This is a genomic window from Thiosulfatimonas sediminis (assembly GCF_011398355.1).
Classification (GTDB): Bacteria; Pseudomonadota; Gammaproteobacteria; order Thiomicrospirales; family Thiomicrospiraceae; genus Thiomicrorhabdus; species Thiomicrorhabdus sediminis_A.
Map to the genome: position 1 here is coordinate 696,226 of NZ_AP021889.1, position 12,663 is coordinate 708,888.

General features: G+C 40.8%; 11 protein-coding genes. All 11 read left to right on the forward strand.

The annotated features are described in order from the left end of the window. Positions 1-162: 162 nt before the first annotated feature. The 11 genes from HRR27_RS03170 (at position 163) to HRR27_RS03220 (ending at position 12,627) form a co-directional block, all read left to right on the forward strand. Positions 163-2,493 (forward strand): GumC family protein, encoded by a 2,331-nt coding sequence (locus tag HRR27_RS03170; RefSeq protein ID WP_173270821.1) that lies wholly within the window; start codon positions 163-165, stop codon positions 2,491-2,493. Positions 2,494-2,510: 17 nt separating this feature from the next. Beyond that, the gene (locus HRR27_RS03175) at positions 2,511-3,248 is read left to right on the forward strand and encodes a tyrosine-protein phosphatase (RefSeq protein WP_173270823.1); all 738 of its coding nucleotides are present in this window, start codon (positions 2,511-2,513) and stop codon (positions 3,246-3,248) included. 4 nt (positions 3,249-3,252) lie between these two features. After that, positions 3,253-3,981 carry a hypothetical protein gene (locus tag HRR27_RS03180; RefSeq protein WP_173270825.1) on the forward strand — a complete coding sequence of 243 codons (729 nt, stop codon included), beginning with the start codon at positions 3,253-3,255 and terminating at the stop codon, positions 3,979-3,981. 240 nt (positions 3,982-4,221) lie between these two features. After that, positions 4,222-6,150 (forward strand): glutamine--fructose-6-phosphate transaminase (isomerizing), encoded by a 1,929-nt coding sequence (gene glmS, locus HRR27_RS03185; protein ID WP_173270827.1) that lies wholly within the window; start codon positions 4,222-4,224, stop codon positions 6,148-6,150. A gap of 29 nt (positions 6,151-6,179) precedes the next feature. Next, a complete protein-coding gene (locus HRR27_RS03190) occupies positions 6,180-7,391 on the forward strand; it encodes a nucleotide sugar dehydrogenase (protein WP_173270829.1) in 1,212 nt (403 codons plus the stop codon). Positions 7,392-7,417: 26 nt separating this feature from the next. Next, on the forward strand, positions 7,418-7,795 hold the full coding sequence (locus tag HRR27_RS03195) for a four helix bundle protein (RefSeq protein WP_243830871.1): 378 nt from the start codon (positions 7,418-7,420) through the stop codon (positions 7,793-7,795). Beyond that, complete coding sequence (locus HRR27_RS03200; protein WP_173270831.1) at positions 7,792-8,889, forward strand: NAD-dependent epimerase; 1,098 nt, start codon at positions 7,792-7,794, stop codon at positions 8,887-8,889. Before HRR27_RS03195 ends, HRR27_RS03200 begins: the two co-directional genes overlap by 4 nt. A gap of 64 nt (positions 8,890-8,953) precedes the next feature. Then, complete coding sequence (locus HRR27_RS03205) at positions 8,954-9,958, forward strand: PDDEXK nuclease domain-containing protein (protein WP_173270833.1); 1,005 nt, start codon at positions 8,954-8,956, stop codon at positions 9,956-9,958. Then, entirely contained in the window at positions 9,951-10,199 is a 249-nt protein-coding gene (locus HRR27_RS03210) for a hypothetical protein (protein ID WP_243830872.1), read from the forward strand. The genes HRR27_RS03205 and HRR27_RS03210 overlap by 8 nt, the downstream gene beginning before the upstream one ends. Beyond that, complete coding sequence (locus HRR27_RS03215; protein WP_173270836.1) at positions 10,196-11,635, forward strand: MOP flippase family protein; 1,440 nt, start codon at positions 10,196-10,198, stop codon at positions 11,633-11,635. The genes HRR27_RS03210 and HRR27_RS03215 overlap by 4 nt, the downstream gene beginning before the upstream one ends. A gap of 8 nt (positions 11,636-11,643) precedes the next feature. Next, on the forward strand, positions 11,644-12,627 hold the full coding sequence (locus HRR27_RS03220) for a glycosyltransferase family 2 protein (RefSeq protein WP_173270838.1): 984 nt from the start codon (positions 11,644-11,646) through the stop codon (positions 12,625-12,627). Positions 12,628-12,663 lie beyond the last annotated feature (36 nt).

The following is a 12,663-nucleotide window of genomic DNA, read 5'->3' on the forward strand; positions in this document are numbered from 1 at the left end:
CATTGGCTTCAGTGGGGAACCGCCAAGAGCAAATTCTAAGCTTGCTCTGTGTTTCAAATGTATTTCAAGCTTCTCGACGCGCTTAGCGGTATTTTCTGTTTGAAAATACCGTGATTTACCTTATTGCTCTGTAATTAAAATGAATTTAGTGAAAATTTAACTATGCAAAATCCAGTATCTGCAAATAACCCTAATCCTTTAGCGCATATTGTGCAATCTGATTCCACTATCGATGTTATGTCTATTCTTAAGCCATTATGGGGTTACCGTTGGCGGATTATATTATTTACTCTTTTAGTTACCGCATTAACCGCGTTGTTTGTGTCAACGTTGGACCCTGTTTATAAGGCAACAGTTAAGCTACAGATTGATTCTAAAAAGTCGCAGGTGGTTTCTATTGAGCAACTGTATAGCGTGGAACAAACGGATGACTTTTTAAACACGCAATATGAACTGCTAAAATCACGCGACATTGCTGAAAGAGTGATTACCGATCTAAACCTACTCAATCATAGAGAATTTAGTCAGTCGCAAATGCAAGCGCCATTATTTAACTGGAAAGTATGGCTCGCAAATGGACTCTTATCGCAAGAAGCCAAAGACAAGTTTGAGCAGCAGGTGGTCTCTGATACGCCTAATCTGAATGATGAAACGCCGTCGTTAGATGACAGCCAAAATGCGTTTTTCAGCGCCAAAGACGAATTTTTATTAAGTTTAATCACTCCACCTAAAGAGTTAACCGAAACTGAAAAGTTAGAAAAGGCGGTAAATCGCTTACTGGCAATGATCACCGTTGAGCCGATTAAGCGCAGTCAATTGGTGAATATTCATGTAGAGATGGTCGATCCTTATACAGCAGCTTTGGTGGCCAATAAAATTGCCGAAGTTTACATTAATCGCCAGTTGGAAATGAGTGTTGAAGCCACAGCACAAGCAACCGAATGGATGAATGGGCGTTTGGTTGAATTAAAGCAAAAATTAAATGAATCTGAACAGATGTTGCAAGATTTCAAGAAAGACAAAGGTCTGATTGATTTAGACGGCATTGTCACGGTCTCAGCAAACGAACTGTCAGGCATGAATGCCAACCTAATTAATGCGCGCGCTGAACTGGCTAAGATAGAAACCCAGTATGTGCAAGTGCGAGACATGAAAAAAGAGGGTTGGGAGAAGCTAACTTCGGCACCGGCTATCTTAAGTCACCCGCTGATCCAAGGCGCGATTTCAGAAGAAGCCAAAGCGCGTTCAAATTTGAATGAGTTATCTCAGCGCTATGGGGCAAAACACCCAGAAATGCGTGCCGCTGCGGCAGAACTGGATGCAGCCAGAACAGACTTAGAAATGAAGGTCAATCAAATTGTCGCTACCATTGAAAAACAGTATCAAGCGGCAAAAGCAAACGAGCGTGCTTTAGCAAGCGCAGTTTGGTCGAATAAATCGCAGATTAAAAAAATTGCCACCAATGAATATAAACTCAATGAACTAAAGCGCGAAGTGGAAACCAATCAGGCTTTATACAATACATTTTTAACGCGTTTAAAAGAAACTTCGGCAACCACCGCAGAAATGGAAGTGGATTTCCGCGTGAATGTCATTGATAAAGCCTTAAAGCCGTTGTCGCCGATAAAACCGAAGAAATCTTTAATTGTCGCGGCAGCCGGTTTTCTTGGTTTTGCGTTTATTGTCGGCTTAATTATTTTGTTCCGTTTCTTAAATAATGGTTTTAAAACGTCGCAAGAAGTTGAGCGGACATTAAACCTTCCGGTCAATGGCATTGTTCCTCTAGTCAAAGGGCACAGTAAAAAACACCGTATCGCGAATCTCTATTCATCAGGTGACAACAAAGCGTTTAGTGAGGCCGTCAATACCATTCGTACTAGTGTGGTTTTAAGTTCACTGGGGAATGATTACAAAAAAATCATGCTGACCTCGTCGATTCCTGGGGAAGGTAAGACCACCACAGCATTAAACTTGGCTTTTGCTGTCTCGGCAATGGAAAAAACCTTGTTGATTGAAGCGGATATGCGCAGACCCAATATTGCTAAGCGCCTTGGATTGCCTGTAGGCAGTGCAGGTTTAGCCAATGTGTTGTCTGGCAGTGCGGATCTGGAAACCGCAATTTACGAAAATGACGGTTTGTTTGTGATGCCTGCAGGGAATGTTCCGCCAAACCCATTGGAATTGTTGATGAATGATAGTTTTGCCCAAATGCTCGCTGTTTTAAGTGAGCAATACGAACGGATTATTATTGATACACCGCCTGTTCAAGCCGTGAGTGATTCGCTGATTATCGGCAGTCATGTGAATAAGGTCATGTATGTCGTTAAATCGGACGCAACGGCGAAAGAGGTTGTCAAAAAAGGTGTGGGAATGTTGTTGCAGTCCGGCGCCCCAGTAAAAGGCATTGTCTTAAACCAAGTTGATATTAAGCGCTCACAGCGCGAAGGGTATTACTACGATGGTTACTATGACTACTACGGCTACAGTAAATAAAATGGTGCTAATCCCCTATGTATGATTTACACAGCCATTTACTGCCAGGGATTGATGATGGTGCGGTTGACTTAACTGCCGCATTACAAATGGCGCGGCAGGCGGTTAAATGTGGTGTGACACATATGGTCTGCACGCCGCACATTCATATTGGACGGTTTGATAATGACCTATCGAGTATCGATAATGCGCTGCAGCTCTTTAAAGCGGGTTTAGCAGAGCAGGGCATTCCTTTAACCGTTGCGGCTGCTGCAGAGGTGCGGATTTGTGCGGCGATAATTCCCTTGGTGAAAAAGCGCCTTCTGCCCAGTCTGGGTTGCTATAACGGTAAAGAGGTCTTATTGGTTGAGTTTCCTTCGGATGAGATTCCTCACGGTTCAATGAATTTGATTGACTGGTTATTGTCGCAAGGTTACCTGCCAATGATTGCCCATCCAGAGCGTAATCGGGCGTTTATTAGAGAGCCAAAGTTACTCGACCAATTTTTGAAAAAAGGGTGCTTAGCGCAATTAACCGCTTCTGCACTCACCGGTAACTTTGGCGTAAAGGTCAAAGAAACCGCAATCCGCTTTCTAATGGAAGGTAAGGTTTCGATTATGGCAAGTGATGCGCATAACCTAAAATATCGTCCTCCTGTGTTTGGTGAAGCAATTGAATATGCCAGAACATTAATTGGTAATGAAGGCGTGCATCAGCTCTTGTATACCATGCCAAAAGCCATCAGTGATTGTAAATTTCAGACAGAGAGCGCATAGCTTGGTGGCGGTTTTAAAGGGGGCGAAAAACCGATTTTTAGCCCTGTTGCTCGGGTTTCTATCGCTGCTCTTTTTTATATTCGCACTGCGCTATTTTCTCGCTGTGGGTTTGCACGAATATGTTGATAATCGCATCCAGCAATGGTCTTTATCGGCTGTGCCGTCGCAAAAACAAATCAATCTTCAGAATCAATATTTACAGTTGGCTGAAACCTTCGCTTGGCAAGACTCTTATCAACGTTTAATCACTGGGGCAAAGCTCTATCAGTGGCAGGCGTTGCTTCAGCAGAATAGTCCGCAAATTTCGCCGGATAGCGTTGCGGCCAGTTTGCAACAAGCCAAAGTGCGCTATCAACAGGCGGCGACTCTGATGCCTGAAACCTTTGCCGCCTGGTATGAGCTGTCTATTGTGAAGGCTAACTTACAAGAGTTTGATGCTCAGTTTGCCTTGGCATTACAGGCTGTAGATGCGTTAAAAGGGGTGAATAGCGCGCTATATTGGCAGAAGGTCTCTGGTGTATTGCCTTACTGGCAAGCGCTATCTTTTTCGCAGAAAACCCAGTTATTAAAAGATATTGCTTGGTTGCTGCAAACCCAGTTTGTGCAGCAGTCACAATTACTGGCGTTAATCAAAAACTCCGCTGCTCAGCCAGTGTTTTGCCAATATGTAAAGTCAACCGAACTGAGTCAAAATCAGAGAATAATGCAAACATTGCAGTGTCCCATTAAATAAGAATGTAAATTTAAATTAACTTTCATTAAATAAGCCTGATTTTATGGTTGTTAGATTGTTTTTGTTGGTTTTATTGCGTATTAAAGTGCGCGATTTTAGGTGGTTTTAGATAAATAAAATCTTAAAACGCTAAAAAGCGTTTTAGTCATTCTGTTACAATTGCGCGCAATAAAATAGGACGATTATTTAAATAAATAATCATCTATCTTAAATCGAGTTTATATAAGAGTTTAAAAGAATATGTGTGGCATTGTTGGCGGAGTAGCAGAACGAAATATTTCGACAATTTTATTGGAAGGTTTAAAGCGCTTAGAATATCGCGGTTATGACTCTTCCGGAATGGCACTGTTAAAAGTTAACGGTCGAAAAGACGAAACGCCGAATGTTGAGATTATTCGCTATCGTGCGCTGGGTAAAATTGCCTCCTTACAACAAAAAATGCAATCCGGCTCACAAACCGAGCGAGGGCGTGTCGGCATTGCACATACCCGCTGGGCAACACACGGTGTTCCTTCAGAAAACAACGCACATCCCCATATTTGTAATAATCAAGTTGCGGTCGTTCACAACGGCATTATCGAAAATTACCAAGCCCTTAAAACGCTGCAAATTGCCGCAGGGTATCGTTTTACCTCGCAAACGGACACCGAAGTCATTGCGCACTGTATTTACCATCACCTTCAGGCAATCGTGCCAAGTCTTGGTCAAATAAAGGGTGTCCAAGCCACTCCGGTTGAATTACTCCAAGCAGTACAGAAAACCCTGAGTTTGTTAGAAGGCGCTTATGCCATTGGTGTCATTTCTCCTTGCACGCCGGATACCTTAATCGCTGCCCGAAAAGGCAGTCCTTTGGTGATTGGTGTCGGTTTTGGTGAATACTTTATCGCCTCGGATGTTTCTGCATTATTACCCGTTACCCAGCGGTTTATTTTTTTAGAAGAGGGCGATGTCGCACTGATTCAAAAAGACGCGCTGCAAATTTTTGATGTTAATGGCTGTCTTGCAGAGCGCAAAGAGGTGCTTTCTCAGCAATCAGTCAGTGCCTCCGGTTTAAATGGTCATCGCCATTACATGCACAAAGAAATTTTTGAACAGCCGCAAGCAGTGGTCGATACCTTAGAAGGCCGTATTGCCAATCAAGAAGTGTTGGTGGACAGTTTTGGCGCGAGTGCCGCACAGGTTTTTGAACGTATATCGCAAGTGCAAATCATTGCCTGCGGTACAAGTTATCATGCCGGTCTGGTGGCCAAGTATTGGTTTGAAGACATTCTACGCTTGCCTTGTCAGGTAGAGGTTGCCAGTGAATACCGCTACCGTAATCCCGTTATCGCCAATAACACCTTAGTGGTCACCATCAGTCAGTCGGGTGAAACCGCAGATACCTTAGCGGCGCTTAAGCAGATTCAAGCGCTGAAAGACAGCAGAACAGAATTGTTCATTCCAACCTTAACGATTTGTAATGTCCCTGAATCGAGTCTGATTCGTGCATCCGATTTGACGTTTTTAACGCATGCCGGGCCAGAAATCGGCGTCGCTTCAACCAAAGCATTCACCACGCAATTAGTCGCACTTGCTCTGTTATTGGTTGCCATTGGAAAAACCCAAAAGTGTCTTACTGCGCATCGCGAAGGTTTGATTGTTAAAGGATTAATCAAATTGCCGGGGTTAATTAGTGACTGCTTAGCACATGAAGCGGACATTAAGCTTTTAGCGCAAAGCTTTGCCGATAAGCATCATGCAATCTTTCTGGGCCGAGGCACCATGTACCCAATTGCCATGGAAGGGGCTTTAAAGCTCAAAGAGATCAGCTATATCCATGCAGAGGCTTATCCGGCCGGTGAATTAAAGCATGGTCCTTTGGCGTTGATTGATGAAACCATGCCTGTCATTGCGATTGCGCCGCACGATGAATTAATTGAAAAGCTTAAATCGAATTTACAAGAAGTCAGTGCGCGTGGTGGGCAAATGATTGTATTTGAAGATGAACGCTCTGGTGTCAGTTCAGAATCAAACTTTAATGTGATTAAGGCAACCACAAATGTTGGTAGAATCACTGCGCCGATCACCTTTAATATTGCATTGCAGCTTTTAAGCTATCACGTTGCCTTAATTAAAGGGACGGATGTTGACCAGCCGAGAAATCTAGCAAAGTCGGTTACGGTTGAATAAGCAGACTTAAATTAATTGGAAAATAGAGTATGAAAATCGCTGTCGCAGGAACTGGATACGTTGGCTTGTCTTTAGCCGTTTTATTGGCACAGCACCATGAAGTGGTGGCACTGGATATTGTGCCGGAAAAGATTGATCTTCTAAATAAGAAAATCTCGCCAATTGTCGATGTGGAAATTACCGATTTTCTGAACAATAAGACGCTGAACTTCACAGCGACCTTGGACAAGCAACAAGCTTATCAAGATGCAGAATTTGTTGTAATCGCAACGCCAACCGATTACGACACGATTACCAATATTTTTAATACCAAAAGCATTGAAGCGGTGGTTAAAGATGTGATTGAAATCAATCCAAACGCCACCATTGTCATTAAAAGCACCATTCCGGTCGGTTATACGGATGCGTTGAAGCAACAATTAAAAATTCAACATCCAACAGTAAACATTGAAATCTTTTTCTCGCCCGAGTTTTTACGTGAAGGCAAAGCCCTTTACGACAATCTCTATCCATCACGCATTATTGTCGGTGAGCAAACCGAGCGTGCCGAAGTTTTTGCCAATTTATTGGTCGAAGGTGCAGCAAAACCGGCCGCTGAAATTCCGGTCTTGTTTACCGACGCCACCGAAGCCGAAGCGGTCAAACTGTTCTCAAACACTTATTTAGCCATGCGTGTGTCTTATTTCAATGAATTGGACACTTACTGTGAAACCCACGGTTTAAGCACCAAACAGGTCATCGAAGGGGTTGGTTTAGACCCACGTATTGGCGCGCACTATAACAATCCAAGCTTTGGTTACGGCGGCTACTGTCTACCAAAAGACACAAAACAGTTGTTAGCGAATTTCCAAGACGTACCACAAAACATGATTCGCGCGATTGTCGATGCCAACACCACGCGCAAAGACTTTATTGCCGATCAAATCATTGCCAAAGCCAATGCGTCACAAAATCCAGTGGTGGGCGTACACCGCCTCATTATGAAACAAGGCTCTGACAACTTCCGTGCCTCGGCGATTCAAGGGATTATGAAACGCATCAAAGCCAAAGGCATTCAGGTCGTGGTTTATGAGCCAGTCTTAACAGAACAAGGTCAAACAGACTTTTTCCACTCCAAAGTCATTGCAGACCTCAATGAATTTAAGGCCGTGAGTAACGTGATTGTCGCTAACCGCTTGGTCGACGAAATCATGGACGTGCAAAACAAAGTCTACACTCGCGACTTGTTTGGTAAAGACTAACGCTAATTTTGAATGGTGAATGTTTAATGATGAGTGATAAAAACAATATTCAAGCTAAATCATTCGCTTTTTCGGTAAGAATTGTCAAGTTGTATCAGTTTTTGTCAAAAGAGCATAAAGAATATGTTTTATCTAAGCAGTTGTTAAGATCCGGCACTTCAGTGGGTGCAAATGTAAATGAGGCACAAGCAGCGCAAACAAAAGCAGATTTTGTTTCAAAAATGAGTATTGCGAGCAAAGAAGCTCGTGAAGCCAAATATTGGTTAGATTTACTTTCTGAGACGCAATATTTAAATAAAAACGAACCCCATGTTCAAAGTTTATTAGAGCAAAGTGAAGAGCTCATAAAAATTTTAACGAGTATCGTTAAAACTGCACAGCAAAATTTAAAGAATGAAAAATGAACCAAAAACTAAACATTAAAAACTCAACACTAAACATTCTAATAACCGGTGCCGCTGGCTTTATCGGTTTCTATTTGATTCAGGCATTAAAACAATACGGCCATAATATGGTCGGCATTGATAATCTGAATGACTACTACGACCCGCAACTTAAACTAGACCGTCTAAAGGCGCTAGGTTTTAACGGCGAAGACGTCGAGAAAATGGCCGAAGGCAAGCATTTAAAATTAAACATTCAAAATTTAGAATTTATCAACTTGGATTTGGCAGACCGTGCGGGCATAGAAAACTTGTTTAAAACGCATCAATTTGATGTGGTGGTCAATCTTGGGGCGCAAGCAGGCGTGCGTTATTCGATTGATAATCCGCACGCCTATGTCGATTCTAACCTTGTTGGGTTTGTGAATATTTTAGAAGGTTGTCGTCATAGCCAAGTCAAACACCTAGTCTATGCCAGCTCCAGCTCAGTGTATGGCATGAATGTCAAACAGCCGTTTAGCACCGATGACCGAGTCGATTACCCAATTAGCTTGTATGCGGCGACCAAAAAATCCAATGAGCTGATGGCACACACCTATAGTCATCTTTACGGCATTCCAACCACAGGTTTACGTTTCTTTACCGTTTATGGTCCGATGGGGCGCCCAGACATGGCGTACTTCAAATTCACCAAAGCGATTCTTGAAGGTAAAACCATTGATGTCTACAACAATGGCGAAATGCAACGCGACTTCACCTACATTGATGACATTGTCGAAGGCGTGATGCGAGTAATGGAACGACCACCAAGCTTGGACGATGAAAAATTAATCATTCAAAATTCAAAATTAAACATTACGGCGGCCAAAGCGTCTTACAAAGTTTACAACATTGGCAACAATCAACCAGTGACCTTGAGCCGTTTTATCACCGCGATTGAAGATGCTTGCGGCAAAAAAGCCAAAGAAAACCTCATGCCCATGCAAGCGGGTGATGTACCGATAACCTATGCCGATGTGGATGATCTGATCGCCGATACCGGTTTTAAGCCAAGTACCTCGATTGAAGAAGGCATTGGTAAGTTTGTGGAATGGTACAAAGAGTATTACAAGTAAACCTATTAAATTGAAACCTCGCCATTCAAAATTAATCATTCAAATTAAAAATTAAAAATTAAAAATGACAACGCTGACGACACAATTAGACTTTTACCGCGACATCAAAGCGATGCTTTACAGTGCGCGTAACAAAGCCTACCAAGCCATTAATCAAACCATGACTCAAGCCTATTGGGAGATTGGTTGTCGTATTGTCGAGCAAGAACAACAAGGTCAAGCCCGCGCTGAATATGGCGTCATGCTCATTAAAAATTTGTCTGACGAACTAAGCAAAGAGTTTGGCAAAGGCTTTTCGGTTGATAACTTAAAAAATATGCGTCGTTTTTACCAGTGCTTTCCAAAAAGTGAGACGGCGTCTCACCAATTCACCCTAAGCTGGTCACACTATATTTTTCTAACCCGCATCAACAACACCAGCGAACGCAGCTTTTATGAAGTCGAAGCCAACAACAATCATTGGAGTCTAAAAGAACTCAAACGCCAATTCAATTCAGGCTTATTTGAAAGACTTCAACTCAGTACCCAAAAAGACAAGGTGCAACAGCTTGCCGCACAGGGTCAAGTGATCGAAACACCCGGTGATTTGGTAAAAGACCCCTACATACTAGAATTTGTCGGTCTGCCAATTCAAGCCAGTTACAGCGAAAGTGAATTAGAACAACGTCTCATCGACAAACTTGAAAGCTTTCTGCTCGAATTAGGAAAAGGCTTTACTTTTGTAGCACGACAAAAAAAGATCACCATTGACGAAAAACACTTCTATATCGACCTGGTTTTTTACAACCGCCTGCTAAAGTGCTTTGTTGTGATTGACTTAAAAATTGGCGAACTCAAACATCAGGATTTAGGTCAACTGATGATGTACGTCAACTACTTTGATCGCACAGAAAAACAACAAGACGAAAACCCAACCATTGGCATTGTCCTCTGCAAGGACAAAAGCAAAGCTTTAGTTGAAATGACCTTGCCAGAAAACAACAGTCAACTATTTGCTAGCCAATACCAAACCCTACTGCCCAACAAAGAAGAGCTCAAAGCACTTCTAAAGGAAGCAATCGATGATTAATTGTGTTGCGCACCACATTGTTAGTTACGTGCTTTGCCTAAACGCCCTCATTAAAGGCGTGTGTGGCAAAAAAGCCAAAGAAAATCTGATGCCCATGCAAGCCGGTGACGTGCCGATTACCTATGCCGATGTGGATGATCTTATTGCCGATACGGGTTTTAAACCAAGCACCAGTATTGAAGACGGGATTGGAAACTTCGTTGAGTGGTATAAGAAATACTATAAATTGGCGAAAAAATGAATTTGAAATCAAAAACAATATCAGGAGTTTCTTGGAATGCATTAGGTAATGTCATTCGTCAGATAGTGACTGTTTTAACTCTAATTTTTATGGCTAGAATACTGAGTCCTGACGACTATGGTGTATATGCTATTTTGATGATATTCGTTTCATTTATGGCAATTTTTGCTTCTATGGGCTTGGGTCAAGCAATTATCTATAAAGATTCACCATCACAAAGTTTTTTATCCAGCATTTTTTATTTTAATCTAGGCTTAAATTCTATACTTTCAATATTACTCTTTCTGTTAGCAAGTTTGATAGCGTCTTTCTTTGATAAAGACGGGCTGGAGGAGCTAGTCGAATTAATCAGCATTATCTTTATTATTTCATCGCTTAGCTTAATCAACAAAACTATGTTGGAAAAGCAAATGAAATTCAAATTGGTTGTTATTGTTGAAATAATTGCTTTATTGGCAAGCGCGCTTATAGGTTTGGTTTCCGCATATCAGCAATTTGGTGTTTATAGTTTGGTTATTATGGCAATTACAAATGCATTTGTTTTATCAACTGGCTTTTTGATTGTTTACAAGTGGTTACCAAGCTTAAGTTTTTCTTTTAGTCATATTCAAACGATACTTTCGTATTCTGCAAACTTAACTGGTTTTACATTTATTAATTATTTTTCACGTCAGTCGGATCAGTTTTTAATTGGGAAATTCCTTGGTTCGACGTCATTAGGAATTTATAGTATGGCTTACAAAATCATGCTTTATCCTTTACAAAATATTTCTCATGTAATTATTAGGGTCCTATTCCCAGCTTTTTCTGAAATAAAAAACGATCATGAAAAATTTAGAGAGGGTTACCTTAAAGCGATTAGTTTTATTGCTTTAATTACTTTTCCTTTAATGGCAGGTTTGTTGGTTACAGCAGAGAGTTTTGTCAGTTTGGTTTTAGGGCCACAATGGCAAGAGATGGCTATCCTTTTGATGGTTCTTGCACCCGTTGGTATGGTTCAGTCAATAACAACGACCACCGGTTCTATATATATGGCGAAGGGGACAACAGGTGCAATGTTCCGAATCGGTCTCGCAAATGCAGTTGTTACCGTATCAGCTTTCGCAATTGGTGTGTTCTTTGGTCTTGTTGGGATTGTTTTGGCTTATGCAATCGCTAATTTAATTATGCTAATACCAAATTTTTATTATCCCTGGAAGCAAATTAAACTGAGTGTCATAGAAGGATTATTAAGGTTATTTCCATTTTTTATCACTTCGATGTTAATGGCTGCGTTTGTGTACTTAGTCGGAATTTATGTAAATCATCTGGAGTTCTCTATTTTTATTGGATTTATATTACAAGTGATTTTAGGGGCGGTGTTTTATCTTGTTTCCCTATATCTTTTCTATAGAAAGATTTTGTTACATCTTCTGTATCAATTTAAAAGAGTATAGTAATTTTTATGGTTAGGCAGGTCAAAGTTTCAATTGTAATTCCGGTATTTAACGTAGAAAAGTATTTAGATAAATGTTTAAATTCCGCCTTAAATCAAGATTACCCCAATATTGAAGTGGTTGCGATAAATGATGGTTCAGAGGATAAGAGTCTAGAGATTCTTAATAGTTATTCAGAAACTTGGACTAACTTGAAGGTTTTTAGCCAGAATAATCAAGGTCTAAGTGTTGCGAGAAATACTGGGATCGAAAAAAGCACGGGTGACTATGTAATGTTTTTGGATAGTGATGATTATATAGCCCTTAATACAGTTAGCACGCTAATTAATTATATTAGTCAGTATGGAGTAAATACGGTCTTTTTTTCTGGTTGTGCGTTTAATGATGGCCATTCAGACGAGCTTGCTAGATATTTTGATTATGAACGACCTGTAGAATTGCATCAGAAAAAAATGCCTTCTGAACAGTTATTTATCGAATTAAATAAACAAAATAAGTATTCAGTTTCAGCATGCCTTTATCTTACTTTAAAAAATAATTTGTCAGATTTAAGGTTTTATCCAGCTATTTACCATGAAGATAATTTATTCACTACACAGCTATTATTAAAAGATAAATCCGCTGAGGCCATGTGCGTGTCGGACGTTTTGTTTTATCGGAGAGTAAGGCCAGGGTCAATCATGACTGAAGCAAAGTCGATGAAGCACGTTGAAGGCTACATAATTGTTTCCGAGCAACTGTTAAAAGTAAGCAAAAAAATTCCCCGTAATTCGGAGGCTTTTGTCGCTTTGATGAAGTTTGTTCAAAAATGTATTTATGCCTCATCTTCAGATTTGATACGCCAGAGAGTTTCATGGTTGTCACTAAAATACCGACTAAAATTGATCTTATTGCTCTTTAAAACAAGAAGAATTGACATAACCTCTAAAAGTTATCTTTTAGTAGTATTTCCTTTTTTATCTCATTTGAAAAAGTTGATAAAAACCAAGTGAAGACCTTTTCGAATTAAAACGAAACCATCAAAGAAA